This is a genomic window from Acidimicrobiales bacterium (assembly GCA_041394265.1).
Lineage (GTDB): Bacteria > Actinomycetota > Acidimicrobiia > Acidimicrobiales > SZUA-35 > JBBQUN01.
This window is the reverse complement of the sequence record JAWKIO010000005.1, coordinates 542,196-568,454: the sequence shown is the minus strand read 5'-3', so window position 1 is coordinate 568,454 and position 26,259 is coordinate 542,196. Positions and strand designations below refer to the sequence as shown.

The following is a 26,259-nucleotide window of genomic DNA, read 5'->3' as shown; positions in this document are numbered from 1 at the left end:
CGTGTCCAGCGCCGCCTGTCGGCGGGCACGATGGCATCGTGGTCGAGCGGGTAGGTTGCGGCCATGATTTCGCTCGAGGACGCACAGGCTCGGATCAACGCCGACATCGCGGAGTTGCCGATCGTCGAGGTGCCGCTCGCGGATTCGCTCGGGCTGGTGCTCCAGCAAGACGTCGTGGCCACTGAGCCGATCCCGCCGTTCGACAACACCGCCATGGACGGCTTCGCCATCCGTGCTGCCGACTCCGTGGGAGCCAGCGAGGCCGCACCGTTGCGGCTGCCGGTCGTGGCCACCGTGGCGGCCGGTGCCGTGGCGCCTCGTCCGCTCGAGCCGGGCGAAGCGATGCGCATCATGACGGGCGCCCCGATTCCCGACGGTGCCGACGCCGTCATCATGGTCGAGCTCACCCGACCGATCGACGACGGCGCGGTCGAGCTGCTCGATGCCGTGCCCGTCGGCAACCACGTCCGGCCGACTGGCGACGACATCCCGGCCGGCACGGTCGTCTTCGGTGCCGGAACCCTGATCACCCCCGGCCACATCGGTGTCATGGCGAGCATCGGGGTCGCTCGCGTCGCCGTGCGGCGCCGGGCCCGAGTCGGCGTGTTCTCGACCGGCGACGAACTGGTCGACGCCGGTGTTCCGCTTGCGCACGGCCAGATCCGTGACTCGAACCGGCCGACGCTGCTCGCCTTGCTCCGAGAAGCGGGCGTCGAGCCGGTCGACCTCGGGCGTCTCCCCGACGACGAGGCCCAAATCGACGCTGCGCTGCGGGCCGCGGTCGACCCTGCGTCCGACCGACCGGTCGACGCGCTCCTCACGTCGGGCGGCGTGAGCATGGGCGACTTCGACTACGTGAAGAAGGTGCTCAGCGAACTCGGCGAACTCAATTGGATGCAAGTGGCGATCAAGCCGGCGAAGCCGCTGGCCTTCGGACTGCTGTTCGGGATCCCCGTCTTCGGGTTGCCCGGCAACCCCGTCAGCTCGGTGGTCAGCTTCGAACTGTTCGCCCGACCGGCCATCCGCACGATGATGGGCTTGCCCCAACCCGAGCGCCGTAGCGTGTGGGCGATCGCTGACGAACCCTTGCTGCGGACCCCCGATGGCAAGGTGCACTTCCAGCGGGTGGTCGTCGAGCCCGAACCCGACGGTTCGTGGCGGGTTCGCTCTGCCGGCGGCCAGGGTTCGCACCAGCTCAGCGCGTTGGCCACGGCGAATGGGCTCGCCGTGCTACCCGACGGCGACGGGGTTTCGGCCGGCCAACGGGTTCGAGTGCTCCAGCTCGACAGCTGAGCCGCAAGCTATGCCGTCCTCGCCGATCGATGACCTCCGCTCGTACTACGAGACCGAGGCCCGACTCGGCCGTCGCACGGCGCCGAAGGGATTTCGCACCGAGTGGCGAGCAGCGTTCGTCGCTCTGCTCATTGCCGAACACCGCCGCTCGGTGCTCGACTTCGGTGCCGGGCCTGGGCTCGACGCCGGTCCCTTCCACGATGCGGGTATGCACTACGTCGGGCTCGATTTGGCTCACGGCAACGCACGAATCGCCCGGGCCGCCGACGCCGTGGTGGTGCAGGGATCGATGTCGGCGCCGCCGTTCCGGCCCGCCAGCTTCGGAGCCGGCTGGTCGATGAGCACGCTCATGCACGTGCCCGAGAGCGAGGTGGAGGACACCGTGCACGCCATGGTCGGGGTGCTGGAACCCGAAGCGCCATTGCTGATCGGGCTGTGGGGTGGCGACCGGCGCGACGAGATCGATGTCGAGCAGATCGCGGGCGAACGCCGACTGTTCAGCCTGCGCCCGTTCGATCGGAACCGTGAGCTCGTGGCGGTCGGCGGCACGGTCGAGCGGGTCGAGCGCCTCGAGGTCGGCCCCGAGGGATGGGAGTACCACGGGTTCCTCCTTCGAGCCCACCCGTCGCACGGCTGATCCCAGCAAGCCTCAGGGCGTCCCAGCAGCCGGCTGCTGGAAGCCCCTGAGCTTTTCGGGAGTTGCGGTCAGCCCCTGAGCTTTGTGAAGCGGGCCTCGATCGCTCGCGGGTCGCCGTCGTCGTCGTGGTGCACCTTTACGAGGTCGAACCCGTTGGCGGTGAGTGCGTCGGCAAGGAGATCGGCCTGATCGGCGCCGAGTTCGAGCAGCAGTGAGCCACCGGGGCGGAGGAATTCGGTGCTCTCGGTGATCGCTCGGCGGAGGAGCTCGGTGCCGTCGTCGCCACCGTCGTACGCACTCGGCGACTCGAAGGTGAGGGTGTCTCGCTGGAGGAGGCCGAGCGCCGTCCGGGGAACATAGGGCACCACCCCGACGACGACGTCGACCGTGCCTCGCAACGCATCGGGCAGCGGAGTGAACAGATCACCCTGGAGCGCATCGACACCGTTGTCGGACGCACAGGCGACGGCCACAGGATCGAGGTCGGTCGCCACCACCCGAACATCGAGTCGTTCGGCGGCGATGGCTGCGGCGATGGCGCCTGATCCCGTGCAGATCTCGACGGCGATGCCCCGGAGCGGAGGGAGCCCGGCTGCTCGCCGGGCCAACGGCTCGGAGTGTTCCCGAGGTACGTACACCCCGGGTCGGATCGTTATGGCGAGCCCACAGAAGGGTGTCGAGCCGCAGATCCATGCCAGGGGTTCGCCGGTCAGCCGCCGCTGCACCGCTTGGTCGATTCGATCCCGAGCATGTCGAAGCAGGAGGTCGGCTTCTTCCTCGGCGGCCACGAAGCCGGCCTGCCGAAGCGTGGCCGCGAGTTGGTCGCGATCGGGTGCGACGCGATCACGATCGACGGCAGCAGAGTCCATTGGTACCAGTATGCGCCGCTCCCCGTACTCGAGGCGCCCGGTGACCCTGCGCCAGGTGGCAGCGTTCACTACGGTTGCCCGATGCGGTGGGAGACGTTCAACGTGGTGGCGCACCGAGGAGCGTCCGACATCGCGCCCGAGAACACCATGGCGGCGTTCACCCGTGCGGCAGCGTTGGGCGCAACGGCGATCGAGTTCGACGTGCACCAGACCGCTGACGGCGAACTTGTCGTCCTTCATGACTACCGGGTCGACCGCACGACGAACGGCTCGGGCATCATCTTCGAGATGCCGTGGTCGGAGGTGTCGCGCTTCGACGCCGGTGGATGGTTCGGCGAGGACTACATCGGCGAGCGGATCCCCCGACTGTCCGAGGTGCTGGAGCTGCTCGACCTCGACTTCGAGCTGGAGATCAAAGGACATGCGCCGGCGATGCTCGAGCTGGTGCTCGATGCCGTCGATCGAGCTGGTGTGCTGGATCGGGTCAAGTTCACCGGGTGGAACCTCCCGCTGCTGGCCGAGCTGAAGCGGCGTCGGCCGGGGGCGACGATCGGGCTGTTCTCCCGCCTACCCGATCCGTGGATGGATACCACGCTCTTCGAGCACGTCACGGTGGGCCTGGCCGCACACTTCGATGCCGAGGTCGCACACGTGCACGCGTCGGTGCTCACTCCCTCCATCGTCGAGCGACTGCACGCCCAGGGAAGCAGGTGCAGGCGAACGACGCCACCACAATGGACGAAGCTCGGCGAGCCATCGCCACCGGGGTTGATCACGCGTCGGCCAACGATGTGGCCGGTCTCGTTGCCGTCGTCGGACGCCCGGCATGACGAGCCGTCAGGTCAACGACTTCTCGAACCAGCGCTTGGCGAATGGGTTGTCGTTGTAGCGCTCGATCGAGTGGTAGCCCGCGGTTTCGTACATGTTGATGGCCTCGGTGAGCACGCTGTTGGTGTCGAGCCGGACCGTGTGCTGTCCGAGTGCGCGCGCAAGCTCCTCCAGCGCTTCGAGCATGCGACGCCCGAGGCCGACCCCACGCCAGTCCGGATGCACCCACATCCGTTTGATCTCTCCGACCTGAGGACCGATCTCCTGCACCCCACCGCACGCAACGGCGGCACCATCGGCGAAGGCGACGACGAAGCGGCCAAGGGGCGCACGAAGCTTCGGCGCATCGACCACCAGCGTGTCTCCCGGGTCAAAGCCCTCGGGAAAGAGTCGATCGAGTTCGTCGAAGTAGGCGGTCATCGAGTCGATGGCGGCGTCGCTCGATGGATCGACGACGTCGAGGCGCACGGTGGCCGCTCGCAGGAGTCGGTCGGCCGTGGCGAGCGCATCGACGAGTCGGCGTCGTTGCCCTTCCGACAGGGGAGCGAGGAGTTCGCCGGCAAGGGCGTCGGATCGCTCGTCGAGCCGATTCCACTCGTCGCGGCCGGCGTCGGTGAGCCGGACCAGTCGGCGCCGACCGTCGCTCGGATCCGTCGAGGTGTCGATCAGACCGTCGGTCTCGAGGGCCCGCAGCAGGCGCGACACATAGGCGGAGTCGAGGCCCAGCCGTTCGCGTAGCTCGCCGACGGCTGCGCCATGCGGGCTGATCTCCCACAGCAGACGAGAGTGGCCGAGCGGACGATCGAGGCCGAGGAATCGATCGTCGAGGACGCCGATCCGTTGCGTGAAGCTGCGATTGAAGTGGCGGAGGGCCTCGACGCTGGTGGTCATGTAGCTGACTTTAGTCAGGTATCGTGTCCTTCGTGCCCGCCGACACCCCGAATCCTGTGACTTTTGCGCCGATCACGACCGAGCGACTGCTGATCCGTCCGCCCAAGCACTCGGATCTCGACGCGCTGTTCACACGCCGCAACCATCCGGAAGTCGCGGCCCTGCAGTCGTGGTCGCTGCCCTACGACCGCTCCCGAGCGGAGGGCCTGATCGAGGCCGTCTGCGCCATGTCAGGGCCGGGCGACGGCGAGTGGTGGATGTTGACCATCGAGTCCTCAGTCACCGGCGACATCGTCGGCGACCTCGCCCTCCACCAGAGCTGGGAGGGACGATCGATGGAGATCGGCTACACGCTCGATCGGACGTGGTGGGGGAGGGGGCTGGCCACCGAGGCGGTGAGGGCGCTGCTGGGTCGGTTGTTCGACAGCGATCGGCTGGCCCGTGCGCACGCGATGCTGCACCCGGACAACATCGCGTCGGCGCGTGTGCTCGAGCACAACGGGTTCCGCTACGAGGGTCGCACTCGTTCGTCGTACTGGGTGGGCGAGGTCAACACCGATGACGTGCTCTACGGCCTCACCCGAAGCGACTGGGAGCGGTGGTCTGAGCGACCGACCACACCTCCCACCTCGGTCGAACTCGTGGCGCTGGAAGCGCACGACATCGATGCGCTGCTCGAGATCGAGACCCATTGGACCGATGAGCGGGCTGGCGGGGGGATCGACGCCGTGCTCGCCGACATCGCCCGGTCGGCGATCGGCGGTCAGGTTGCGACGGCCGGGAGTTCGACGGCCGGGGGTTCGACGCTGCGGCCTCGTGGCATCGTCGCCGACGGTGAACTGGTCGGGCTGTTCATCGAACCAACGGCGTCGTCGCCGGCACCTCGGCTGATCATCGACCGGCTCCATCGGGGACGAGGCATCGAGGCCCGGGTGAGCGCCGCCGCCTGAGGGCGTCGTCAGCGGAACTGGTCGATGAGGATCATGTTGCCGTCGGGGTCTCTCAGCGTCAGCGACGCCGGACCTTCGGTCGACTCGGGGTCGACCCGGCTCACCGGTTCGATGCCGTGGGCGACGAGGTGGGCCTCGATCGTTCGCACGTCGTCGAAGGGGTCGACGGGGCCGAGGTCGCGGCCGAGCCCCGGGTTGAAGGTCAAGATGTTCGAGTCGAACATGCCTTCGAACAGACCGATCACCGACGTTCCGTTCACCATGATCAACCAGTGCTCGCCGGCGTCGCCGCCGGTCACCGTGAACCCGAGCGCCTCGTAGAAGCGCTGAGAGGCGGCCAGGTCGGCGACCGCGAGACTGACCGAGAATGCTCCGAGTTCCATGGTGACTCCTTGTCGTTTCCTGGGCCGCCTCACCTTAGGCAGTCCCGGCCACCCGATCTTTCGCCACCGAGCATGGCCCCCTATCCTGGGCCGATGGAGTTGAAGGACCGTTTCGGGCGCGTGCACACCGATCTGCGGATCTCGGTCACCGACCGCTGCAATTTCCGCTGCGCGTACTGCATGCCCGAAGAAGGGATGCGCTGGCTCGACCGGTCCGATCTCCTCAGCTTCGAGGAGATCGAGCGCATCACCCGAGTGCTGGTCGAGCAGTGCGGTGTCACATCCGTGCGCATCACCGGGGGTGAGCCGACGGTCCGGGCTCGGCTCCCGATCCTGATCGAGAAGCTCGCTCGGCTCGACGTCGATCTGGCCATGACCACCAACGGCGCAACGTTGGCCCTGCTCGCCCACGACCTGCGCGCCGCTGGGCTCGAGCGGATCAACATCAGCATCGACTCGCTCGATGCCGAGCGGTTCCGTGCCTTCACCAAACGAGACGAGCTGCCGCGGGTGCTCGAGGGAATCGATGCCGCCGTGGCCGCCGGTTTCTCGCCGGTCAAGCTCAACGCCGTCCTGATGCGTGGGATCAACGACGACGAGGTGGTCGACTTCCTGCGGTTCGGGCGAGACAAGGGCGTCACCGTCCGCTTCATCGAGTTCATGCCGCTCGACGCCCAGGGCGAGTGGTCGTCGGACCGGGTCGTGCCCTACGCCGAAATCCTCGAACGGGCGAGCGAACACTTCGATTTCGATGCCGTCGACCGCGGTCACGCCCCGGCTGAGCGGTTCCAGTATCGAGACGGCGCCGGCGAGTTCGGGATCATCGCCAGTGTCACCGAGCCGTTCTGCGGCAGCTGCGACCGCATGCGCTTGTCGGCCGAAGGCCAGCTCCGCAATTGCCTCTTCGCTCACGATCACGTCGACCTGCGAGCCGTACTGCGGGGTGGCGGCACCGACGACGACCTCATCGCCGCCGTTGCCGGCGAGATCGAGCGGAAGTGGGCGGGCCACGCCATCGGGCAGGTGCACTTCCTCCGTCCGTCGAAGTCGATGAGCCAGCTGGGCGGCTGAGCCCGAAGCGGCACCCATGGCTAGGGTGTCGGGGTGACTGACGGAACGTTCACCCATCTCGATCCCCTCGGCCGCGCGCGCATGGTCGATGTCACGCCGAAAGAGCCGACGCATCGTCGTGCCGTGGCCCGAGGCCGGGTCAACATGGCGCCCGAGACCACGTCGATGGTGGCCCAGCGGGCGATGTCGAAGGGCGACGTCCTGGCGGTTGCCCGGGTGGCAGGCATCCAAGCCGCCAAGCGGACCAGCGACCTCATTCCGCTGTGTCATCCGCTGATGGTCGGCGCCGTGCTGGTCAACTTCGAGATCGGCGACGACTTCATCGAGATCGAGGCGCAGGTCGACACCGTCGACCGCACCGGGGTCGAGATGGAGGCGCTGACGGCCTGCTCGATCGCGGCCCTCACGATCTATGACATGTGCAAGTCGACCGACAAGTCGATGACGATCGGTGACATCGCCTTGTGGGAGAAGACCGGGGGTAGATCCGGGGTGTATCGACGGGCCGAAACCGACGTGCGTGAGGGCACCGACACCAACGGTGACGGTGCTGGTGAGGGGTCCGAAGGGACCCATCGCTCCTGACCTGCGGAACGCCCGGTGCGGTTGTCGGACGCGGAGGGTCGTAGTAGGTTCAACCTCGGCTTCCGGGCGTATCGACTCACCGCCGTGAGGACATCCGCCCATCCCTCAGCCCCGTTCGTGCTCGATTCCTCCAGAGAGGGTGTCCCTCCGACATGCCTTGGTTCCCCACCGTCGTCCTCACCGCTCTCGCCCTGGTCTGGGGTTGGGTGCTGGGCCGACCGGCACTCCAGAACATGATGAATGGCGCCCGGCGTGACCCGGTCGGCCACTTCAACCACCAGTTGTCGGTGCTCGGGCAGGCGCCGGATCGTTCTCGTTCGATGAGCGGTGGGTCGTGGCAGGCCCAGTCGGTCAAGAAGCGCCGACTGCAGGTCTTCCTGGCACTCGTGATGGCGGCTGCTGCGTCATTCGTCCTTGCGCTGGCGCTGAACGGCATCTTCTGGTGGCAGCACCTGCTGCTCGATGCCGCACTGATCGGCTACCTCGTGCTCGCCTCTCGAGCCGGTGCCGCCGAGAACCTGCGCCTCCAGAACGTCTCCTATCTCGGCAGCACACAGCAGTCGGTCAAGACCGGCTACGCCCGAGCGGTGGGAGATCGCTGAGACCCGCTATATTTGCTCGGCGCCGGTTGCGAGGTTCCTCGTCAGCCGGCTCGTCACGGGGGTGTAGCTCAGTTGGCTAGAGCGCCTCGGTCGCATCGAGGAGGCCAGGGGTTCAACTCCCCTCACCTCCACCCCGTCAGTCCTGCGTGATCCCCGTCGCCTCGTGGTGGCGGGGATCGGACGTTTTGGGGTGGGGATCAGTTGCCGCCGGTGACGTACAGGTAGCCCGGCGACGGAGGCTCGTCGTCGCCCGTGTCTTCGGCGTCGACACTGTCCTCCGGATCGACACTGTCCTCCGGATCGACACGGTCGTCCGGGTCGACTCGGTCGTCCGGGTCGAGATTGTCCTCGGGGTCGTCGATGACCTGCCACTGGGGGAGGGCGTCGTCGGGGTGGCCGGTGAAGTCCTCGTCCTGCGCCATGGGATCGGTCGCACTGGTGGTGAGTGCCTGATGCGGCGCCGTTTCGGTCACGGCGGGCAGCGGCTCGTCGAGGCGGGCCTCGTGCAGGATCGACCGCAGCTGCTCGGAGCTGAGGGCGATGAACAACATGGTGCGAATGTCCTCGGGCGTGAGCGGACCGTCGTCGCTCAACGTGCCGGAGGCAACCAACGCATCGACCGCAACCCGTCGCTGCTCGTCGATGGTGCGGTCGATTTCGGCCGGGTGGTAGTCCCGCAACGCAATGGGCTCGGCGACGGGCTCGGCAGGTGCCGGGGGCGGGCCGAGTGGTTGCATCGGCTCCGGAGCAGCGATGACCGGCTCGTTTGGCGCTTCGGCAGGTGCCGGCGGAGCGTCGGCGACGGACGGGGTGGTGGCTGGTGAGATGTCGCTGAACGGCGGCGAGGTTGGCGGTGCTGAAGGCGGCGGTGCTGCTGTTGGCGGCGTCGAGGCAGGGGTCGCAGGAGGTGCTGCAGGGTGAGTTGCCGGGGGAGCGGTGGCTGGCTCGGGGGCCAAGAGCGAGGCGTCGCCGGCCGAGGTGCTGGGCGGCGTCGTCGTCGGCTCCCGTCCGAAGAGGGAGGCACCTGGTGTGCTGGGCCTGGCGGCCGGTGGCGTGTGCGGTTCGCGTCCGAAGAGGGCGGCGCCGGGCGTCGGTGCGGGACGCCCGCTCGGGGCCGGTGCGGGGCGGACAGCGTCGGCCGTGGGGGGTGCGCTCGGAGCAGCTTCGGGGTCGTTTCGGCGAGTGGTATTCCGCCGACCGAAGAGGCCGTCGGCGCTGCTGGGCCGTGGCGCCGGCGTGGTGACGCCGAAGAGGCTGCCGCCGCTGCCTCTGACCGCACCGGGGGACGCGGCGGTTGCCGGCGCGGGCTGGGTCACGATGATCGGCCCCCGGCGTTGGGTCGTGGCGGCCGTATCGGCCGGACGCGTGGTGGCCAGACGGTCGGAGAAGGTGGCAGGTACCTCGTCGTACTCCACCTCGTCCTCGGGAAGGTGGTTGGCCCGCCGGGCCCCCGCCAGATCGGCCACCAGCAAGTAGAGGCAAACGAGGAACACCAACGCGCCGACCGCAGCGATGGCGTAGCGGCCGTCGCCGTCCTCGAACGTGGTCTGGTCGAAGTCGACCGCATGGGTCACCGCCGAGATCATCACGGCGGCAGCGGCCGCGCCGACGAGGGCGTAGAGGATCCGCTTGATCATGTCGACATCACGTCGCAGATCGTAGGCGAGCCGATGCGCCGAGTTGGCGAGGGGGCGAGATCACCCTCGGGCAACGCTCAGGCGTCGACGACGATGTTGCCGTCGGCCGGCCCGGCCAGCGGCGGCTCGGTCGACCAGGGGAAGTTGATCCATCGGTCGGTCTTCTTCCACACGTAGTCGCACTTGACCAACGAGTGTGGCTTCTCATAGATCACCGCGGTGCGTGACTCGTCGACGACGTCCTGGCAGAACTCGTGGACCGCCTTGAGTGTGTGGCCGGTGTCGGCGACGTCGTCGGCGACGAGGATCTTCGCGCCGGTCAGGTCGACCTTGTCCATGTAGGGCGGGAGCATGATCGGGACCGACAGCCGCTCGTCGACGCCGGCATAGAACTCGAGGTTCATCACGTAGAGGTTCTTGACCGAGAGTGCATAGCCCAGGGAGCCGGCAGCGAAGAGTCCGCCGCGGGCGATCGCCAGGATCATGTCGGGCCGATACCCACTGTCGGCCACCTGCTGGGCCAATTGCCGTATGGCGGTGCCGTAGGTCGCCCAGTCGAGTGTCTCGCGCGGAATGTCCTGCCCGTCGGCCACGTCAATCACCTTTGTCGAGGAATCGTCGGGCTCGACGGTACTGGGGACGCAGGCCCGAGCGGTCCTGGTGATCAGGGCTGACCGTTGAGGTAGTTGTAGACCGTGAAGCGCGAGACGTGGAGACGGTCGGCGATGTCTTCGACCGCCTTTCGCAAGTTGAAGGCGCCGAGCTCGTCGAGACGTCGGACGACCGCCTGTTTTCCTTCGCGATCGAGCCGCTCGACCGGCTGGCCCAGTTCCCGCTCGATCTGGTCGATGAGGCGGTCGAGCGCCCCGTGGAGGCCGGAGAGGCGAAGACCGCCGACGGTCTCACCGCCGATCACGATTGGCAGATCGGCGGAAGCGAGGGCGTCGGCCGCGACGACGGTTGCTCCCACGCCTCGTGCCGGCAGTCGGAGGCCTTCGATCACCGCATCACGCTGCGACGGGGTCAGGCGAGCGGCACTTCCCTTGCGGGAGTCGTCGCCGGGGCGGGCGCGAGCCGAGCTGTTGTCGCCCGCTCCCCCCTGCGTCGAACGTTCACCCACGGTGACACGCTAGCGCCCCATCCTCGAAGGCTGTGGTGAAGCGAGTATCCTCGCTTGATTCCGATGTTGGATGATCAGTTCCCCCCGCTTCCCGTCGCCAATCCCACGCTCCGCCGCACGATGGCGCGGCGGTTCGCCGGTTTGGCGATCGCCGCCACGCTCGTGGTCGGTGGTGTCGATGCCGCCGGCGGACAGGAGTCGATCGACGACGCCCGTTCGCAGCGTGAGCAGGTGCGCGAGGAGCGTGCGGCAGCAGCGGCGGAACTCGACGCGGCGCGAGCCGACGACCGTGAGATCCAAGCGGCGCTTGAGGCGATCAACGAGAGCGTTCTCGCCCAGCAGAATGCACTGGCCGACGCACAACGCCAGCTCGATGTGGCCCACGCCGTTGCCGAGCAGGCGTCGGCCGATGTGCTTGCGGCCGAGGCCAGGATTGCCGACATTCGAGCACGCCTCGCCGAGCTCGCCGTGAGCGGGTTCGTCGGGGACGAGGGCCTCACCGGTGTGTCCTACGACTACCTCTCCGCTGAGAATCCCGCCGATGCCATGCGACGGGCCACCATGCTCCAGCTCGCCAACACCGATGCCCCCGATCTGCTCGAACAGATGCGGGTCGTCGAGGAGGACGCCGACATCGCCCAGGCGATCGCCGACAACGCGGTCGAACAGGCGGCGGTGCTCGAGGCCGACATGGCGGCGATCCTCGTCGATCTCGAAGAACAGCAGGCCGTCCAGGCCGCGCTGAAGGCCGAACTCGACGCTCGCATCGCCGAGTGGGAGGAGACCGTCGCCGAGTTTGCGGCCGAGGAAGCGGCACTCAGCGAATTCATCCGGGCCGAAGAGGCCAAAGCCATCCCGCCGCCGCCGCCACCGGCGGCTGGCGCCGGCGGTGTCTCGGCCTCCGGGTTCCAGTGGCCGATCTCCGCCTACGTCACGAGCGAGTACGGCTGGAGGATCCATCCGATCTACGGCACGAAACGGCTCCACGCCGGGATCGACCTCGGTGCCGGCACCGGCACGCCCATTGCTGCCTCGGCTGGCGGGACCGTCATCCACGCCGGTCCGTACGGCGGGTACGGCAACGCCGTCATCATCAACCACGGCAACGGGATCACCACGTTGTACGCCCACCAGTCGAAGATCGCGGTGTCGACCGGCCAGCAGGTCGGTCGGGGCGAGGTCATCGGCTACGTCGGCTCGACCGGTAACTCGACCGGCCCCCATCTCCACTTCGAGGTCCGGGTCAACGGCTCAGCCGTCAACCCCCGGGGCTACCTCCCCTGAGGTTCCCACCGTTCGAACGCACGCTGACGGCGAGGACCGACCGCGTAGACATACAACCGGCATACACGTATGGTTGACGTATGTCTGACGTCATTCCTGACAAGCCGAAGCGCAAGTCGATGTTCCTCGGCCCTGACGCGCTACGCAACCTTGCGGCAACCTCGTCTCGGCGACGAACCGAGCGGGAGGCGGTGGAGGACGCACTTGCGTTGCTCGCCGCACGAGATGCACAACGAGATGCGATGCAGGAGTTCATCGACTGGGCGACCGTGGAGTGGGGAGCACCGACCGACGCCGAGCGTGCGAAGGCCGACGAGATCTGGTCTGCTCGGTGATTCTCGACGCTGGGGTGTTCCTCGCTCTCGAGAATCCCTCGCAGCGACGGGTGGTGCTTGCCCTGGTCGAGAAGATGCAGGCTGAGGGTGTCGAGCCGGCCACGAACGAGGTTGCGTTGGCGCAGGCTTGGCGGGATCCAGCCAAGCAGGTGCCGATGGCGATGTTGGTGAGGGCCACAACGGTGTACCCCTTCGGTGATCCGCGGGTGATCGGGCGCCGTAGCGCAGTCGCGGGATCGAGCGATGTGGTCGACGCCAGTCTGGCCGTACTGGCCGATCACCTCGGGATGCCGATCCTGACCACCGACCCGGCGGACATGGCGGTCCTCGACGTCGCGTTCCGCAAGCTCTGAGCGAGCTCCGGGTCAACGGCTCGGCGGTGAACCCCCGGGGCTACCTCCCCTGAGGTCAGCGCAGATGCCGATCAGGCCACGGTCATGTCGATCGTGTGCCAGCCGGTGGCGCCGTCGGGTGCGACATCGGTGCGGACATCGGTCTGGGTGTAGCCCGAGCTGTCGGTGGCCCGAACTTCGATGCGGTGATCGCCGGAGGTGGCGTCCCAGTTGAGTACCCACTGGCGCCAGGCGTCGGGGCCGAGCGATTCGCCCAGCGACGCCTCGAGCCAGTCGCCGCCGTCGATGCGGATCTCGACCTTCTCGATCCCAGTGTTGGGGGCCCACGCCACACCCGCGATCGGGGTGGTGCCGGCGGGCACGGTCTGGTTGCGGCGGGGCGTGTCGATACGTGATTGGGTCTTGATGGGGCCGAGCTTGGACCAACCCCGAGGGATCCAGTAACCGTCGAAGTCCTCGAGGGTGGTGAGTTCGATCGATTCGATCCACTTGGTCGCCGATACGTAGCCGTAGAGGCCGCTCACGACGAGGCGGGCCGGAAAGCCATGAAGCACCGGGAGCGGCTCATCGTTCATGCCCACCGCAAGCAGCGAGGTGCGTCCGTCGTAGGCGGCGGCCGTCGGGAAGCCGCAGTCCCAGCCGTCGACCGAGGTCGACTTGATCTGCGTGGCACCCGGGAGCACGCCGGCTTCGTCGAGGAGTTCGGTCAGCGGAATGCCCTGCCAGACCGCATTGCCGACGAGTCCGCCGCCGACTTCGTTGGAGACACACGACAGGGTCACGGTCTCGATCGTCGTGGCGCGAGCCAGGAGTTCGTCGTAGGTGAAGGTGAGCTCGTTCTCGACCATGCCCTTGATCGTGAAGGTCCATGTCGCGGGGTCGACCTGGGGCACCAGCAGCGCCGTGTCGATCCGGTAGAAGTCCTCGCCGCTGATCACGATGGGAGTGATCCCGGGCGTGCTTGCCACCTCCGACGTCGCAACGGCGTCGATCTTCGCCTGGACGTTCGCCGCCTCGCCGCCGGCGCTGGCCTGGACGGCTGATCGGGCGTCGTCTCGCGCCACCTCGACGCTCGAGCGGCCACGGAGTGACCGCGATGCTGCGCCGCCGGCGACCGCCACGGCACCGACGACGCCGGTCGCGGCGAGGAACGACCGGCGTCCGACCGCCGGGTTGGTTGGTGATTCGGTGACGCCGATCGGCACGGCGCCGGCCGGGCGCAGGCTCGGGCTGGACGACGCCGATTGCAGGCGGCCGAGGAGCAACTCGAGCGCCCCGACACCGGCTGCGACCGCCGCCACGCTGGTGACGATGGCGCCCAGCCAGCCGCCCTGCGCATCGACGCCGATCGCGAGGGCGCCCACCACGCCGAAGGCGGCGAAGCCGGCGCGACCGATCCAACGTCGCGACCGGCTGGTCACGCCGAGCACGGCGGCGATCGCCACCGAGATGATGATCGTGCCGAGCACGAGTGCCGGCTTGTCGGCCAACCCGAACAGGTCCTTGCCGAAGTTCACGAACCAGGTAGGCGCCGAGTCGACGACTCGGTTGGCCACACCCGTGACGGGGCCAGGTTGCGGCGCCGCCAGACTGGCAACCAGCTCACCTGCAGCCAGTGCGAGACCGCCGGCGACGAGGCCGGCGATGGCCGCCGGCAACCATGGCGATGACGCGCCATTGCGTTCGGAGCTGGTCGTGTCGGAGCTGGTCATCGTGTCCATGGTTGCTGTTCGGTTGGGGGTGGAGGTTCAGATGCCGGAGGCGAGCTCGAGCACTGTGTCGAGTGAGAATCGGCCCGACCAGCTCTCGATCACGTTCCCGTCGGCGTCGACCAACACACCGGCTGGCTGACTGCGGACGCCGTAGAACGCCCAGCCGTCGAAGCCACCGTCCTCCCAGTACATCGGGAAGGTCGACGTGCCGGTGGAGGCGACGAAGTCGAGTGCGTAATCGAGGTCGTCCTGGGTGCCGAGCCCCACCACGTTCAGGGTGTCGGCGTTCTGTCGAGCAAACTGCTCGACGGCCGGGCCCTCAGCCCGACAGGTGGGTCAATGCGGAGCCCAGAACCAGATGAGCGTCGGCAGGCCGCTGCCCGACACCTCGGTGGCGAAATCGACCGTCGACCCCGAAGCGAGATCGACCACGTCGACCGCTGGGAAGTTGCCGGTCGGCGCCTCGTCGGTGGTTGCCTCGTCGGCCGTCGCATCATCGTCGGCCGCGCTGCCTCCATCGTCGGCCGCAGCCGCAGCAGTTGATGCGGTGGTGTCCGAGTCAGCCGTGGTCGCTCCGGCGGCGGTGGTCGGCGTCGCTGCCGTGTCGCCCGTACTCGAGCCGCACGCTGCGGTTGCCAGGGCCAGGGCGAGGGCGACCGTGAGCACGCGGGCTCGAGAACGCACTGCGGCGGGCGTATCGAGCGCGTTCGGGCGCTGATGGGATGTTCGTGGCATGGGACGGGAACCGGGGAGCACCGTGGCGCATTCCCGAAGTTCGCCAAACTTCTTGTAGGTTCCGCACATGATCGATCTCAACGGACGTGTGGTACTCGTGACGGGCGGCAACGGAGGCATCGGCCTCGGTATCGCCAAGGGCTGCGTGAAGGCCGGTGCCGACGTGGTGATCTGGGGGACCAACACCGACAAGCTCGCGGTTGCCGAGGCGCAGCTCAACGACGACGCCCTTCAGTCGGCACCGATGCGGACCGGCGGCGCGGGCCGGGTGCTCGCCCAGCGGGTCGACGTCCGTTCCGAGGAGGAGGTGGTCACGTCGTTCGCCGAGGCGGTCAGCGCCCTCGGCAAGGTCGACGCCGTGTTCGCCAACGCCGGGGTCGGCGAGGGCGCACCGTTCGTCGAGCAGACGCTCGAACTGTGGCGTCGGGTGCATTCGGTCAACATCGACGGGGCCTTCCTGACCCTGCGAGAGGGTGCCCGCCACATGATCGAGCGAGGCGAGGGCGGCTCGTTGGTCGGTGTGTCATCGACTTCGGCCATCCACGGTGCGCCTCGGGCCCAGCCTTACGCTGTGTCCAAGGCAGGCATGCTCGCCATGATGCGAGGGCTCGCCGTCGAGCTGGCTCGCTACGGGATCCGAGCCAACAGCATCATCCCCGGATGGACCGAGACCGAGATGACCGAGGCCGGGCGCCAGAACGACAAGTTCCTCACCAACACCACCCAGCGCACGCCGGTCCGGCGTTGGGGAACGCCCGACGACTTCGAAGCGGTCGGCGCGTTCCTTGCCGATCCGACCCAATCGTTCCTCACCGGTGACGAGATCGTCGTCGACGGTGGCTACACCCGGTTCTGACCTGCACAGTAAGGTGCAGACCAATCCAGCAACGGTGCCAGGGAGGCAGTAATGAAGGTCGTGGTCGATTTCGATCTGTGTGAGAGCAACGCGGTGTGCATGGCCATCGTGCCCGAGGTGTTCGAGGTCCGCGACGACGACTTCCTCTACATCCTCCAGGAGAACCCGCCGGCCGAGATGCACGACAAGGTGCGCGAGGCGGTCGAGCGGTGCCCGAAGCAAGCCATCAGCCTGGAGGACTGAGCCGCCGATGTACGAGCACATCGTGGTCGTCGGCGCATCGCTGGCGGGCCTGCAGGCAGCCCAGGGACTGCGCCGCGGCGGCTACGAGGGCACGCTCACCATCGTCGGTGACGAGCCCGACTACCCCTACGACCGTCCGCCGCTGTCGAAGGGATTTCTCGACGGTCGGGTGCCCGAGGAGAAGCTGCGTCTGCGAGGCGCCGCCGATCCCGAGGCGCTCGGGGTCGACTGGCGGCTCGGCGTCGCCGCCATGTCGCTCGAACTCGCATCTTCCGATGGTGGTGCGCACACGATCGGTCTGAGCGACGGCTCGACGCTCGTCGCCGACGGAATCGTGATCGCCACCGGCTCGTCGCCCCGTCGGCTCGACGGCTTCGACCTTCCCGGTGTGTTCGAACTCCGCACCCTCGCCGACGCCCGCGGGCTGCACGACGCCCTCGCCGCTGGCCCGAAGCGAGTGGTCGTGGTCGGTGCCGGGTTCATCGGGGCCGAGGTCGCCTCGACCGCCCGAGGACTCGGGCTCGAGGTCACGCTGATCGAGGCCGCGCCGATGCCGCTGGCTCGGGTGCTCGACCACGGTGCCGGCGAAGCGATCGCCGACCTCCACCGCGGGCACGGGGTCGACGTACGACTCGGCACCGGGGTGGCCTCACTGCAAGCCGGCGACAACGGTGCGGTGGCGTCGGTGACGCTCGCCGATGGTGAGGTCATCGAGACCGATCTCGTGGTCGTCGGGGTGGGGTGCGTGCCCAACACGGCGTGGCTCGAAGGGTCGGGGCTGACCATCGACAACGGCGTCGTCTGCGATGAGACCTGCCTGGCGGCGCCCGGCATCGTCGCCGCTGGTGACGTCGCCCGCTGGCCGAACCCCCGCTTCGGCGGCACGCTCACCCGAGTCGAGCAGTGGGACAACGCCGTCGAACAGGGCACCTACGTGGCCCGTCGACTCCTGGCACTCGATCAGGGCGACGACGTCGAGCCCTACGCACCGACCCCGTGGTTCTGGTCCGACCAGTACGACCGCAAGATCCAGCTGGCCGGCATCCCCACGCCGAACGCCGAGGTGGTCAACGGCTCGATCGAGGAACAGGTGTTTCTCCAGATCTACGCCGACGACAACGGCTCGTTCGTCGGCGCCCTCGGCTGGAACCGGCCACGCCAAGCCATCCAGGCCCGCATGCTGCTTGGCCAGGGCGCCTCACTCGACGAGGCCCGTACCGCACTCTCGGACTGAGCAATGGCCGAGCGCTCGGGCGGCGAGTCGCCAACCGATCGAGCAGTGTCAGCCGGCGCCGAGATGGTCGAGCACGTCGACCGTGACGGCAACGTCATCGGCATCGTGACCCGTGCGGCCGTGCGTGCCGGGGTGCTGAGGCATCGCTGCACCTACGTCGCGGTGATCGACTCGGCCGATCGTGTCGTCGTGCACCGGCGCGCCGATTGGAAGGACGTCTACCCCGGATGGTGGGATCTGGCCTTCGGTGGGATCTGCAACGTGGGCGAGGACTGGGTGTCGGCGGCCCGCCGCGAATTGGCGGAAGAGGCTGGTCTGACCGGCGAAGCGTTGTGGCCCCTGGGCCGGGTGGCCTACGACGCCGACGACGGTGCCGTGGTCGGCGAGGTCTACCTCGTCCGCTCCGACACCGAGCCGAGCTGCCCGGATGCCGAAGTCGTCGAGGTCGACCGTGTGCCCGTGGCCGATCTCCTCGCGTGGATGGAGGGGCGATCGGTGTGCCTCGACAGTCGTGAGGTGGTCGCCCCGTTGGTGATCGCGGCCCTCGGTGCTGGGCGCTAGCTGGTGGTCGCTGCGAGGGCGGCGGCCAGGCGGCGAACCGCTTCGTCGTACTGGGTCTGGTCACCCGAGGAGTAGCTGAGTCGGATCGAGGTGTTCGCCGGCTGGTCGATGGCGAAGGCGGCGCCGGGGACGAAGGCAACGCCGTGGTCGAGCGCCGCCGGCAGCAGGGTGTCGACGTCGACACCGAGATCGCACCACAGGAAGAAGCCGCCGCCCTGCGGCGTGACCTGCGCGTTCGGCAGATGCCGGTCGACCGCCGAGCGGAGTGCAGCACGGCGCTGGCGGTAGCCATTGCGCAACCCGTCGAGATGGGCGCTCCACCAAGTCGAGTCCGACATCACGTCGGCCACCAGCAGCTGGTTGAAGGTCGAGGTGTGAAGATCCGCGGCCTGCTTCACGAGGGCGAGTTGGGCGACGAGTCGGGGGTCGGCGTCGATCCAGCCGATCCGCAATCCGGGCGACAGGGTCTTCGACATCGACCCGAGGCGGATCACCTGCGGCGACTCGGGGAGGGGAGTGGCAGCCGGACGGTCGTCGAGCGCGAGCTCGACGTAGGGGTCGTCGGCCACCACGAGGAAGTCGTAGGTCTCGGCCAGCTCGACAAGTCGCTGCGCTCGCTCGGCGCTCAGGGTCGCACCGGTCGGGTTCTGGAAGGTGGGATTGACGTAGCAGAGTCGGGGGCGAAGGCCGGCGGCGAGATGGTCGGCCAACTCGTCGACCCGGAGGCCGTCGGCGTCGACGCCGATGCCGACGAGCTGGTGGCCGTGGCTCCGGAACACCTGCGATGCGCCGATGTAGCCCGGGTCCTCGATGACGACGGTGGACGTCTCGGTGGGTGAGGCCGCCAGCCTGGTGACGAGGTCGAGCGCCTGTTGCGACCCGGCCGTCACGAGGATGCGGTCGACATCGGGTGCGTCCCCGCGAACCAGCAACTCCCGCAGCTCGGGCTCGCCGCTCGTGAGGCCGTATTGCAGTGCCACGCCACCTCGCTCCGCGAACAGTCGATCGGCGGCGACCTGGCAGCGCTCGATGGGCAGCAGCTCGACGGCAGGTAGGCCGCCGGCCAGCGACAGCACACCCGGCTGGCGGGCGTGGACAAGGAGGTCACGGATCACCGACGACGTCCAACGGTCGTCGCTCGAGAGTTGTTGCAGCAGCGTCGGTGCGGTCATGTCAGGAGGCTGACAGCGAGGCCCCGGTGTGTCGAGAGCCACTTCGACGAGAGTGGCCTGCAGTCCGTCCAGGCGGGCCGGCCGTCTCGCCGCCGTCGACCCTCAAGGGTTTCTCCAGTGTTCGTCAACGGATTCCTACAGTTCGAGCACTTGCTGTCGATACCTCGGTATGCCTTCGGTGATCACGAGAGGACGACTCCGCCTGCAGCCCCTTGCTGCGAGCCGTTGTCAGGTGCCACTCGACGTGGAACTCGACCTGCGCCGGCCCGATGGTCAGCTCACGATCGGCGATCTCCGCCATGCCGCCGAACGGCTCGAGGCCATGGGCCGCTATGAATCGGCCCACCGGATGTGGACCACGATGGGCCGCGCCGCCGGTGATGCCGACGACATGGCGCTGTGGAACTACGCCGACAATCGTGCGAGCGACGCCATCGAGCGGGCCGCCGAGTCGATCACCGAGCGCTACCGCCAGAGCGGGGTCCGCTCTGACTACGACGCCATCGCCCGGTCACGCGCCAACGGTGCGTCGATCCAGTCGGTCGCCCAGCAGCACGGCTGCTCGACCTCGACCGTTCGCCGAGCGCTCCAGTTCGTCGAACGGCGCGACGAGCTGCTCGCCAAGCACCCCGACCTGCGACCGGCGCTCGTCGAGGGGGCCGACGCGGATCGTCTGTCGGCCTTCTTCGACGAGGACCCCAAGCTGATGCGCTGGATGCTGGCATCAGCCTTCGACCGTCGCCGCTGATCTCTAGCAGTCCGAGCACTCACGCTGGTCGGGCGGGGTTGAACACGAGCGGTCATCCAAGCGGCTGCGGCGCCATCGATGACCCTCGGCCGTCAGCTGGAAGACGCATCTGGGCTGGTCGGCAACGCTTCCGGTGCTCGAAGCACTTCGATGCCGACACCTCCGGATCCTCCTGCATTCTCAGCGATTCGCGCACGAACGGCCCACCGGAGCTGAGTGCGTGATCCTTTGAAGCCACCCGGTGCGTCGCTCGGCACCTCGAGGGTCACCGGGGCACCCTCATAGGGCAGGTAGTTCTCGATGACGGGCGTGACGTCTGCCGTGAGCCTTCCGTGCTGACCGGTGGTGTTGGTGACGCACTCGGCGAGGACAATGCCGACTTCGACTCCAGTCGTGGTGACCGGATCGAGCGTGACCTCGATCGAGGATCCAAAGGTCACGACGCTGCGGTCAAGGTGGATCGAGACCCCGTTGAGACGCCGCATCGAAGGCCGAAGCCCAGACAACACCAAGACCGCCAACAGCACGCAGACGATCGTGAGGACAGACCCGAAGATGACGGCCGGTGTTTCTCCGTTCTCGAGGCCGTCGTTGATGAAGAAGGCGCCAGCACCGGCGAATGTCAAGAGCGCAATGCCGATGAACCACGATTGTCCGACATCGATACCTGGCGGTCCGACCAGCGCTGTTGGCTTGGCAGGACCACGCCTGGATCCGTCGCCTTTCGTCTGCAGCACCTCACCCGCTGCAAGGGTCGGCCCGCCGACGACGTCCACTGAGAGTGAGGCGACGTCCTTCGACCGGGCGTCGACGAGCGCCAGTTCATAGCTCCACTGCATTGCCGCGCCCCTCCAGCCGGGCGAGAGACCGCCCGGTATTGCGAGTTCGACTTCGGAATCGCCTGGACGAATCGGTGCACGTGCGACGGACGCCGGCTTCGTGGGGAGGGCATTGAGCGTCTGCACTCGTCGGGTGATGCGTTCGCGTACGCGCAGCTCCACCCACTCGGCCAGATCCGCCTCTTCCGGGGTCAACGCGACCATCCGCGTTTCCCCGGCACGAAGTGCTTCGCCCTCGACGTGCATGGCGACAACCTAGTGGCGACTCTCGAGCGTGGCGGTCGTCCCTCGGCCTGACACTCGTCCCTCGGTCTGGAAGACTGCGCATCGGTGCCGATGCGGTCGGTGCTTCCGGTGTGGGGACGCCGGTCGAAAAGGGGGATGTCGATGAAGTTCGTGTGGTTCAACCTGATGCCGTGGCCGGATCTGCCGGACGACTTCCGGCAGCAGCACCGATCGGTCTGGGTCGACATCGACTCGACGCTGTTCGATCCCGAGCGGGCCAACTCGCTCTACCACGAGTACATGGACCAGCTCGAGTTCGCCGAGGAGGTCGGCTTCGACGGGATCGGGGTCAATGAGCACCACCAGAACGGCTACGGCATCATGCCCTCGCCGAACCTCATCGCCGCCGGATTGGCTCGCCGGACGAGTGAGGCGGCGCTGTGCGTCATCGGCAACTCCATTGCGCTCTACAACCCGCCGATCCGGGTGGCCGAGGAGTTCGCAATGCTCGACGTGATCTCGGGCGGCCGGCTGGTCGCCGGGTTCCCGGTCGGCACGCCGATGGACACGAACTTCTGCTACGGCCAGATTCCTGCCCTCGTTCGTGACAAGTACGACGAAGCACACCGGCTGATCATGCGAGCGTGGGAGGAAGACGAACCGTTCGCGTTCGACGGAAAGTACAACCAGCTGCGCTATGTGAACTGCTGGCCCAAGCCGATCCAGAAGCCGCATCCGCCCATCTACATTCCCGGCGGCGGTTCGATCGAGACCTGGGACTTCTGCCTGGAGCACGACTACAACTACTCGTACCTGTCGTTCAACGGCTACAAGGCGGGCAAGGCCCTCCTCGACGGCTACTGGGAACGGGTCGCCGAGCTCGACAAGGACGAGTCGCCGGGTCGTGCGTCGTTCGCACAGATCATCTGTGTGGCCGACAACGACGCCCAGGCCGAAGAGCTGTACGCCGAGCACATGCTCTACTTCTTCAACCGGTGCCTCCACGTCTACCCCGGGTTCGCCGACCCGCCTGGCTATCGCACGGTGAAGACGATCAAGGCCGGCAAGCTGAACCAGCTCCGCAAGGAGAACCAGGAGATCTTCCAGCGGTTGACCTGGAAGGATCTCGTCGAAGGTGGCTTCGTCATCGCCGGTGGACCGGACACCGTCCGCGAGCAGATGAGCCACATGATCCGCGAACTCCGACTCGGCACCGTCTTCTGCCTGCTCCACATGGGCGACATGCCGGACTGGAAGACTCGCTACAGCACGCAGCTCTTCGCCGAGAAGGTGATGCCGCAGCTGAAGAACTTCTGGCCCGAGCTGGAGACCGACACCCGCTGGTGGCCGTCGCCGATGAAGGACCGCGTGCGACCGGAGACGACGGTGGCATCGGCTCGCCGGCATTCAGCCGGGCCCGATGCCGTCGCCGCCCAACTCCGCGACGCAGGCGACAACGACGGGATGAGCATCTGATGGCTGCGCTCGACACCCGCCGCATCACGACCCGTCGGGGCATCGAGGGCGACGCCTTCGTCGGTGGCGCCGGACCCGACCTCGTCTTCCTTCACGGTGCCGGCGGCACCAGTCCCGAAGACCCGCTTCTCGCTGCGCTCGCCGAGTCCTTCACCGTTCACGCTCCCGTGTGGCCGGGGTTCGGCGACGACGAGACCGAGACCGAGCTCGAGGACATGCTTGACTTCACGCTGCACGGCTGGGACCTCGTGGACGCGCTCGGCCTCGACGGTCCACCAATCCTGGCCGGGCACTCGATGGGTGGGATGATCGCCGCCGAGATGGCGGCAGTTGCCCGAAACGACCTCACGCAGCTCGTGCTGTTGGCGCCCGTCGGGCTCTGGGATGACGCCCACCCGATCCCCGACATCTTCGCCATGCTGCCCTTCGAGTTGGCCGAGACCCTGTTCCACGATCCTGTCGCCGGCGAGAAGTTGATGACCGGTGGTGTCGACTTCACCGACAATGACGCACTCGCTGCGTTCATGGTGGGCAACGCTCGTCGGCTGGGGACAGCGGGCAAGATCCTGTTCCCGATCCCAAACCGGCGCCTGTCGAAGCGGATCCACCGGATCGGTGTCCCGACGTTGCTGGTCTGGGGCGAGAGCGACCGTCTCGTGTCGGCCGACCCGTACGCCGAGCACTGGCGGACTGCGATCGACGGCGCCTCACTCGAAACCGTTGGTGAGGCGGGCCATATGCTCCACCTGGAGCAGCCGACCGCGGTCGCCGAACACGTCGCTGCGTTCGCTCACCACTAGCGCTGGCCAGTCGTCATCGTCATCCCCGGATCGCATTGGCTCTCGTCAGCCTGATGTCGGCTGCCGCTGTCCCGATCGGTGCCTGCACAGCCGCAGACACTAGCGTCGGGTAGAGATTCGGCGTGTCTGTTGATCGGAGCGGCGACACAACACGAAAGGCGGCTTCATGAAAGACCTCCGTGACTACCAAGCGTTCCAGCAGCCAGAGATCTTCCGGACATGGCCCGAAGCACTGCGTCGCCAGAGGTGGCAGATCGGCGTCCTCTTGCTCGGGTTCATCGCAGGTGTGGCACTGTTCTCGACTTCACCGCTTGCTGGCACGCTCATCATGGTCGGGACCGCCGTTTCGCTCGGCGGGACCGTTGTTGCCGGCAAATACATGAAGTAGGAACGGTGAGGGGCACCGCTGCCGGGACCGTCGGGCCAGCGGAGTGACCAGAATCAGCTGGCGTGGAGGACCTTGAGCGTCGTCGGGAAGCTGGTCTGGGCTCGTCCTGACCGGGCGTCGATGATCACCACCGCGGCGGTACCCAACCATTCCGTGCCGGCGAACTCGATCGGCTGTTCGGCGATCACTTGATCGCCGACGAACCCGAGATACCCGAACGGCAGTTCCAACGTTGTCCGCCACAGCTCCTCGCCCGACGAGGTGTCGCGGCACACGATCTCATTCGAGACATGGATGCCGCTGCTCATCTCGCCGTAGACCACCAGCGAGCCATCGGCGCTGAAGGAGTGGTAGCCGGCGTAGTCGTCGCCGTTGATCGAGACACCGTCCTCGTTGAGGATGTCGGCGTTGCCTTCGGCGTCACCCAACGCGGTGAAGGAGCGGTCCCCGACACGGATCACGCTCGTCGTTTCGGCTTCGCCTCCGACGAAGCTGAGCGGCTCGATTGGCTGCTCCGCACCGGTGGCACAGTCGACAGCGAACGCCGGGTAGCCGATCGGGTCATCATCGGTGGGCCACTCGCCAAGGTCTCGTTCGACCGCAGCGACGAATCCGCCGTCGCTCCTCACGGCGACATGGTGGACGGGTTCGGCCAGCTCGCAGACCGTCTCGCCGTCGAATGCCGTCACCACTGTGCGCGTCTCGTACTCGCCGTCGTCGGTGGTGGTTGTGCTCGACCAGTAGACGAACTGCCCATCTGACCACACCCATTCCTCGTCGTCGCTGTCGATCACCGTCAGCTGGCCATCTGCCCAGAGATGGATCTGGTCGTCGACCTGGGCCACCAACCTGCGTGCAGCGATCGCTTCGGCCAGATCGGTCACGTCGTTGGTTCGATCGGCGGTGGATGAGGAACGTGTGGTCGTCGTACTCGACAGTGACGCTGTCGCGGATGTCGTCGGAGTGGACGATGGCGTAGGCGTCGCCTCAGGAGGCGACGTATCCACGCGCCCGATCGCATCGTCGGTACCCGAACATGCGCCGACCATTGCGAGCAGCACCATCCAGCTGAAGTAGACGACTCGTTTCACATGACGATCGTAGACATACGGTCCAAATGCGACCGTCTGGAGATGGTTCCGCGATATTGAAGCCGTGATGTTCGGATGTCTGCGTCGAGTCACCGGCTGATCAATCCTGATCGTGGCCGCCGGGTGCTCGCTCGGGATGGCGTCGCTGGAGCGGCCAAGCGGTTGCAGCGACCACAACGAACGTGGCTGCGCCGACTGGGAGGGCGTACTGGCAGATCACGTCGTTCGTGCCGGGGTCTGGGCACATGATCGGTGCGAGCGACAGGTTGAGCGCCGACCAGATGGCGATGCCTGCGGCTGCAAGCTTGAGTCCCGATGTGGTGGAGCGGTGTCGTCGAGGGGAGGTGGCGAGCCAGGTGAAGACCGCGGCAGCGCCGACGATGCCGAAGAGGGGTTCGGGGACCGGAATGCAAGCGTCGATGGTGTGATACCTGCAGGCGACGGTGGCGGTCTGCACGGTGGCGAGGAGACCGAACGTGACCGCCAGGGCGAGCGCAGCAAGCATCGCTGCTGCAGAACGCGTGGCGGGGCTGCGGTCCGAGTGTCTGGTCGGCGGAGACATGATCGACAACCTCTCTTCGAACGGCGCTGGAGGCGATCTGCCTCGCTGTCGAGTTTCGATCATCGTGCGGCCCCTGGTAATGGTCGCTTGCCCCCAAGTTGTGCTGGGAATGTCGCTTGGCTAATCCGCGCGAATCGGGCAGTGTCTCAGCGGGTGGGGAGGTTCGTCCGTGCTCGGCGCGTACCCAGGCGAGCTCGTTGTGCGTAGGGACTTTCAGTTCGCAGCGCAGCTGGACAGGACCTCGGCGACGAATACCTCGATGTCCTCTCGGCTCATCGTGATGTCTCTAACGAACGTGTCACCAACCTGCTCGGGTGTGTAGCCGAAGTCGCAGACCATGATGCCGATTTCGTCGACGAGTGCAGGTGCAACCTCGGCGCTGGTCCCAGCGGCATCGATCAGCATCGAAGCCAGCCGTTCGAGATCTCCGGGCAACGGCTTCTGGGAAGGTGTGGGTGGCGCCACCTCGACTACGCGTTCGGCCACCACGACATCTGGCTCATCGATCGCGAGGGCAACCAATGCCCCGCCAAGAGCCGATCCGAAGCACAGAAGGCAACCGATCCCAACAAGCACGCCACCCGACAGGTCACTCACGGCCGGAGCCTACTCGTCGCTCTTTGGCTGTCGAGCGGCGCGAGAAACCGACCGGCACCTGACTTGTGGGATCCGCGAGGCCGAGCAACTGGATGTCATGTTCGCTGCCCGAGACGTGGAGGCTGACGTCGGTGACAGCCAGCTGGCGGCGGTCGGTGGGCTTCAGATGCGTCCGCGGGTGG

General features: G+C 67.3%; 31 protein-coding genes and 1 tRNA gene. 18 read left to right on the top strand and 14 right to left on the bottom strand.

The window, feature by feature from the left end; translation table 11 throughout:
• The first annotated feature begins 63 nt into the window (after nucleotides 1–63).
• Together R2733_02810 and R2733_02805 are read left to right on the top strand one after the other, a co-directional pair.
• Nucleotides 64–1,293 carry a molybdopterin molybdotransferase MoeA gene (locus tag R2733_02810; protein ID MEZ5375412.1) on the top strand — a complete coding sequence of 410 codons (1,230 nt, stop codon included), beginning with the start codon at nucleotides 64–66 and terminating at the stop codon, nucleotides 1,291–1,293.
• A gap of 10 nt (nucleotides 1,294–1,303) precedes the next feature.
• Nucleotides 1,304–1,930 (top strand): class I SAM-dependent methyltransferase, encoded by a 627-nt coding sequence (locus R2733_02805; protein ID MEZ5375411.1) that lies wholly within the window; start codon nucleotides 1,304–1,306, stop codon nucleotides 1,928–1,930.
• Nucleotides 1,931–1,998: 68 nt separating this feature from the next.
• On the opposite strand, the gene R2733_02800 is transcribed toward R2733_02805, so the two are convergent.
• Both R2733_02800 and R2733_02795 read right to left on the bottom strand, forming a co-directional pair.
• A complete protein-coding gene (locus R2733_02800) occupies nucleotides 1,999–3,222 on the bottom strand; it encodes a HemK family protein methyltransferase (GenBank protein ID MEZ5375410.1) in 1,224 nt (407 codons plus the stop codon).
• Between the two features lie 414 nt (nucleotides 3,223–3,636).
• The gene (locus R2733_02795; GenBank protein MEZ5375409.1) at nucleotides 3,637–4,518 is read right to left on the bottom strand and encodes a helix-turn-helix domain-containing GNAT family N-acetyltransferase; all 882 of its coding nucleotides are present in this window, start codon (nucleotides 4,516–4,518) and stop codon (nucleotides 3,637–3,639) included.
• A gap of 32 nt (nucleotides 4,519–4,550) precedes the next feature.
• Between R2733_02795 and R2733_02790 the strand changes: the two genes are divergently transcribed.
• Entirely contained in the window at nucleotides 4,551–5,468 is a 918-nt protein-coding gene (locus tag R2733_02790) for a GNAT family protein (protein MEZ5375408.1), read from the top strand.
• 8 nt (nucleotides 5,469–5,476) lie between these two features.
• Here R2733_02790 and R2733_02785 read toward each other — a convergent pair whose 3' ends face one another.
• Complete coding sequence (locus tag R2733_02785) at nucleotides 5,477–5,851, bottom strand: glyoxalase (GenBank protein MEZ5375407.1); 375 nt, start codon at nucleotides 5,849–5,851, stop codon at nucleotides 5,477–5,479.
• Between the two features lie 93 nt (nucleotides 5,852–5,944).
• Between R2733_02785 and moaA the strand changes: the two genes are divergently transcribed.
• The 4 genes from moaA (at nucleotide 5,945) to R2733_02765 (ending at nucleotide 8,240) form a co-directional block, all read left to right on the top strand.
• Nucleotides 5,945–6,922 carry a GTP 3',8-cyclase MoaA gene (moaA, locus tag R2733_02780; GenBank protein MEZ5375406.1) on the top strand — a complete coding sequence of 326 codons (978 nt, stop codon included), beginning with the start codon at nucleotides 5,945–5,947 and terminating at the stop codon, nucleotides 6,920–6,922.
• 33 nt (nucleotides 6,923–6,955) lie between these two features.
• Entirely contained in the window at nucleotides 6,956–7,507 is a 552-nt protein-coding gene (gene moaC / locus R2733_02775; GenBank protein ID MEZ5375405.1) for a cyclic pyranopterin monophosphate synthase MoaC, read from the top strand.
• 152 nt (nucleotides 7,508–7,659) lie between these two features.
• Entirely contained in the window at nucleotides 7,660–8,109 is a 450-nt protein-coding gene (locus R2733_02770) for a hypothetical protein (protein MEZ5375404.1), read from the top strand.
• Nucleotides 8,110–8,166: 57 nt separating this feature from the next.
• Nucleotides 8,167–8,240: transfer RNA gene (locus R2733_02765), tRNA-Ala, on the top strand.
• Nucleotides 8,241–8,306: 66 nt separating this feature from the next.
• Here the strand turns inward: R2733_02765 and R2733_02760 are convergent.
• From R2733_02760 to R2733_02750, 3 genes are all read right to left on the bottom strand, one after another.
• Nucleotides 8,307–9,746, bottom strand: a complete 1,440-nt coding sequence (locus tag R2733_02760) for a hypothetical protein (protein ID MEZ5375403.1) — start codon at nucleotides 9,744–9,746, stop codon at nucleotides 8,307–8,309.
• Nucleotides 9,747–9,823: 77 nt separating this feature from the next.
• Nucleotides 9,824–10,339: a phosphoribosyltransferase gene (locus tag R2733_02755; protein ID MEZ5375402.1), complete on the bottom strand. Its 516-nt coding sequence runs from the start codon at nucleotides 10,337–10,339 to the stop codon at nucleotides 9,824–9,826.
• Nucleotides 10,340–10,410: 71 nt separating this feature from the next.
• Nucleotides 10,411–10,866 carry a helix-turn-helix domain-containing protein gene (locus R2733_02750; protein MEZ5375401.1) on the bottom strand — a complete coding sequence of 152 codons (456 nt, stop codon included), beginning with the start codon at nucleotides 10,864–10,866 and terminating at the stop codon, nucleotides 10,411–10,413.
• Nucleotides 10,867–10,929: 63 nt separating this feature from the next.
• On the opposite strand from R2733_02750, the gene R2733_02745 reads away from it, so the two are divergent.
• From R2733_02745 to R2733_02735, 3 genes are all read left to right on the top strand, one after another.
• Nucleotides 10,930–12,150: a peptidoglycan DD-metalloendopeptidase family protein gene (locus tag R2733_02745; protein ID MEZ5375400.1), complete on the top strand. Its 1,221-nt coding sequence runs from the start codon at nucleotides 10,930–10,932 to the stop codon at nucleotides 12,148–12,150.
• Nucleotides 12,151–12,230: 80 nt separating this feature from the next.
• Entirely contained in the window at nucleotides 12,231–12,485 is a 255-nt protein-coding gene (locus R2733_02740; protein ID MEZ5375399.1) for a hypothetical protein, read from the top strand.
• The gene (locus R2733_02735; GenBank protein MEZ5375398.1) at nucleotides 12,482–12,838 is read left to right on the top strand and encodes a hypothetical protein; all 357 of its coding nucleotides are present in this window, start codon (nucleotides 12,482–12,484) and stop codon (nucleotides 12,836–12,838) included. The genes R2733_02740 and R2733_02735 overlap by 4 nt, the downstream gene beginning before the upstream one ends.
• A gap of 71 nt (nucleotides 12,839–12,909) precedes the next feature.
• On the opposite strand, the gene R2733_02730 is transcribed toward R2733_02735, so the two are convergent.
• From R2733_02730 to R2733_02720, 3 genes are all read right to left on the bottom strand, one after another.
• Nucleotides 12,910–14,550 carry a molybdopterin-dependent oxidoreductase gene (locus tag R2733_02730; protein ID MEZ5375397.1) on the bottom strand — a complete coding sequence of 547 codons (1,641 nt, stop codon included), beginning with the start codon at nucleotides 14,548–14,550 and terminating at the stop codon, nucleotides 12,910–12,912.
• Between the two features lie 36 nt (nucleotides 14,551–14,586).
• A complete protein-coding gene (locus R2733_02725) occupies nucleotides 14,587–14,817 on the bottom strand; it encodes a hypothetical protein (protein MEZ5375396.1) in 231 nt (76 codons plus the stop codon).
• 69 nt (nucleotides 14,818–14,886) lie between these two features.
• Nucleotides 14,887–15,285, bottom strand: coding sequence for a hypothetical protein (locus R2733_02720; GenBank protein MEZ5375395.1), 399 nt, complete (start codon nucleotides 15,283–15,285; stop codon nucleotides 14,887–14,889).
• 67 nt (nucleotides 15,286–15,352) lie between these two features.
• Here R2733_02720 and R2733_02715 point away from each other — a divergent pair, with 67 nt between their 5' ends.
• The 4 genes from R2733_02715 to R2733_02700 are packed head-to-tail and all read left to right on the top strand — an operon-like array spanning nucleotide 15,353 to nucleotide 18,179.
• Nucleotides 15,353–16,141 (top strand): SDR family oxidoreductase, encoded by a 789-nt coding sequence (locus R2733_02715; protein MEZ5375394.1) that lies wholly within the window; start codon nucleotides 15,353–15,355, stop codon nucleotides 16,139–16,141.
• Between the two features lie 51 nt (nucleotides 16,142–16,192).
• On the top strand, nucleotides 16,193–16,384 hold the full coding sequence (locus R2733_02710; GenBank protein ID MEZ5375393.1) for a ferredoxin: 192 nt from the start codon (nucleotides 16,193–16,195) through the stop codon (nucleotides 16,382–16,384).
• A 7-nt stretch (nucleotides 16,385–16,391) separates the two neighbouring features.
• Nucleotides 16,392–17,618: an FAD-dependent oxidoreductase gene (locus tag R2733_02705; GenBank protein MEZ5375392.1), complete on the top strand. Its 1,227-nt coding sequence runs from the start codon at nucleotides 16,392–16,394 to the stop codon at nucleotides 17,616–17,618.
• Nucleotides 17,619–17,621: 3 nt separating this feature from the next.
• A complete protein-coding gene (locus R2733_02700; protein ID MEZ5375391.1) occupies nucleotides 17,622–18,179 on the top strand; it encodes an NUDIX domain-containing protein in 558 nt (185 codons plus the stop codon).
• Here R2733_02700 and R2733_02695 read toward each other — a convergent pair.
• Nucleotides 18,176–19,351, bottom strand: a complete 1,176-nt coding sequence (locus R2733_02695; protein MEZ5375390.1) for a PLP-dependent aminotransferase family protein — start codon at nucleotides 19,349–19,351, stop codon at nucleotides 18,176–18,178. The genes R2733_02700 and R2733_02695 overlap by 4 nt on opposite strands.
• A gap of 232 nt (nucleotides 19,352–19,583) precedes the next feature.
• On the opposite strand from R2733_02695, the gene R2733_02690 reads away from it, so the two are divergent.
• Nucleotides 19,584–20,099 (top strand): hypothetical protein, encoded by a 516-nt coding sequence (locus R2733_02690; GenBank protein MEZ5375389.1) that lies wholly within the window; start codon nucleotides 19,584–19,586, stop codon nucleotides 20,097–20,099.
• A gap of 92 nt (nucleotides 20,100–20,191) precedes the next feature.
• Here R2733_02690 and R2733_02685 read toward each other — a convergent pair whose 3' ends face one another.
• Nucleotides 20,192–21,184, bottom strand: a complete 993-nt coding sequence (locus tag R2733_02685; GenBank protein ID MEZ5375388.1) for a hypothetical protein — start codon at nucleotides 21,182–21,184, stop codon at nucleotides 20,192–20,194.
• Between the two features lie 141 nt (nucleotides 21,185–21,325).
• On the opposite strand from R2733_02685, the gene R2733_02680 reads away from it, so the two are divergent.
• The 3 genes from R2733_02680 (at nucleotide 21,326) to R2733_02670 (ending at nucleotide 23,827) form a co-directional block, all read left to right on the top strand.
• Entirely contained in the window at nucleotides 21,326–22,639 is a 1,314-nt protein-coding gene (locus tag R2733_02680) for an LLM class flavin-dependent oxidoreductase (GenBank protein ID MEZ5375387.1), read from the top strand.
• The gene (locus R2733_02675) at nucleotides 22,639–23,439 is read left to right on the top strand and encodes an alpha/beta hydrolase (protein MEZ5375386.1); all 801 of its coding nucleotides are present in this window, start codon (nucleotides 22,639–22,641) and stop codon (nucleotides 23,437–23,439) included. Before R2733_02680 ends, R2733_02675 begins: the two co-directional genes overlap by 1 nt.
• A 166-nt stretch (nucleotides 23,440–23,605) precedes the next feature.
• Nucleotides 23,606–23,827, top strand: coding sequence for a hypothetical protein (locus tag R2733_02670; GenBank protein MEZ5375385.1), 222 nt, complete (start codon nucleotides 23,606–23,608; stop codon nucleotides 23,825–23,827).
• A 53-nt stretch (nucleotides 23,828–23,880) separates the two neighbouring features.
• Here R2733_02670 and R2733_02665 read toward each other — a convergent pair whose 3' ends face one another.
• The 3 genes from R2733_02665 to R2733_02655 form a co-directional block, all read right to left on the bottom strand.
• The gene (locus tag R2733_02665) at nucleotides 23,881–24,711 is read right to left on the bottom strand and encodes a hypothetical protein (protein MEZ5375384.1); all 831 of its coding nucleotides are present in this window, start codon (nucleotides 24,709–24,711) and stop codon (nucleotides 23,881–23,883) included.
• A 307-nt stretch (nucleotides 24,712–25,018) separates the two neighbouring features.
• On the bottom strand, nucleotides 25,019–25,480 hold the full coding sequence (locus R2733_02660) for a hypothetical protein (protein ID MEZ5375383.1): 462 nt from the start codon (nucleotides 25,478–25,480) through the stop codon (nucleotides 25,019–25,021).
• 213 nt (nucleotides 25,481–25,693) lie between these two features.
• Nucleotides 25,694–26,077 carry a hypothetical protein gene (locus R2733_02655; protein ID MEZ5375382.1) on the bottom strand — a complete coding sequence of 128 codons (384 nt, stop codon included), beginning with the start codon at nucleotides 26,075–26,077 and terminating at the stop codon, nucleotides 25,694–25,696.
• Nucleotides 26,078–26,259: the final 182 nt, after the last annotated feature.

Coding starts and splice junctions, on each gene's coding strand:
- R2733_02810 (MEZ5375412.1), top strand. CDS start 64: ATGATTTCGCTCGAGGACGCACAGGCTCGGATCAACGCCGACATCGCG.
- R2733_02805 (MEZ5375411.1), top strand. CDS start 1,304: ATGCCGTCCTCGCCGATCGATGACCTCCGCTCGTACTACGAGACCGAG.
- R2733_02800 (MEZ5375410.1), bottom strand. CDS start 3,222: ATGTCCTTTGATCTCCAGCTCGAAGTCGAGGTCGAGCAGCTCCAGCAC.
- R2733_02795 (MEZ5375409.1), bottom strand. CDS start 4,518: ATGACCACCAGCGTCGAGGCCCTCCGCCACTTCAATCGCAGCTTCACG.
- R2733_02785 (MEZ5375407.1), bottom strand. CDS start 5,851: ATGGAACTCGGAGCATTCTCGGTCAGTCTCGCGGTCGCCGACCTGGCC.
- moaA (MEZ5375406.1), top strand. CDS start 5,945: ATGGAGTTGAAGGACCGTTTCGGGCGCGTGCACACCGATCTGCGGATC.
- R2733_02770 (MEZ5375404.1), top strand. CDS start 7,660: ATGCCTTGGTTCCCCACCGTCGTCCTCACCGCTCTCGCCCTGGTCTGG.
- R2733_02760 (MEZ5375403.1), bottom strand. CDS start 9,746: ATGATCAAGCGGATCCTCTACGCCCTCGTCGGCGCGGCCGCTGCCGCC.
- R2733_02745 (MEZ5375400.1), top strand. CDS start 10,930: ATGTTGGATGATCAGTTCCCCCCGCTTCCCGTCGCCAATCCCACGCTC.
- R2733_02740 (MEZ5375399.1), top strand. CDS start 12,231: ATGTCTGACGTCATTCCTGACAAGCCGAAGCGCAAGTCGATGTTCCTC.
- R2733_02730 (MEZ5375397.1), bottom strand. CDS start 14,550: ATGACCAGCTCCGACACGACCAGCTCCGAACGCAATGGCGCGTCATCG.
- R2733_02720 (MEZ5375395.1), bottom strand. CDS start 15,285: ATGCCACGAACATCCCATCAGCGCCCGAACGCGCTCGATACGCCCGCC.
- R2733_02715 (MEZ5375394.1), top strand. CDS start 15,353: ATGATCGATCTCAACGGACGTGTGGTACTCGTGACGGGCGGCAACGGA.
- R2733_02710 (MEZ5375393.1), top strand. CDS start 16,193: ATGAAGGTCGTGGTCGATTTCGATCTGTGTGAGAGCAACGCGGTGTGC.
- R2733_02705 (MEZ5375392.1), top strand. CDS start 16,392: ATGTACGAGCACATCGTGGTCGTCGGCGCATCGCTGGCGGGCCTGCAG.
- R2733_02700 (MEZ5375391.1), top strand. CDS start 17,622: ATGGCCGAGCGCTCGGGCGGCGAGTCGCCAACCGATCGAGCAGTGTCA.
- R2733_02695 (MEZ5375390.1), bottom strand. CDS start 19,351: ATGACCGCACCGACGCTGCTGCAACAACTCTCGAGCGACGACCGTTGG.
- R2733_02685 (MEZ5375388.1), bottom strand. CDS start 21,184: ATGCACGTCGAGGGCGAAGCACTTCGTGCCGGGGAAACGCGGATGGTC.
- R2733_02680 (MEZ5375387.1), top strand. CDS start 21,326: ATGAAGTTCGTGTGGTTCAACCTGATGCCGTGGCCGGATCTGCCGGAC.
- R2733_02675 (MEZ5375386.1), top strand. CDS start 22,639: ATGGCTGCGCTCGACACCCGCCGCATCACGACCCGTCGGGGCATCGAG.
- R2733_02670 (MEZ5375385.1), top strand. CDS start 23,606: ATGAAAGACCTCCGTGACTACCAAGCGTTCCAGCAGCCAGAGATCTTC.
- R2733_02660 (MEZ5375383.1), bottom strand. CDS start 25,480: ATGTCTCCGCCGACCAGACACTCGGACCGCAGCCCCGCCACGCGTTCT.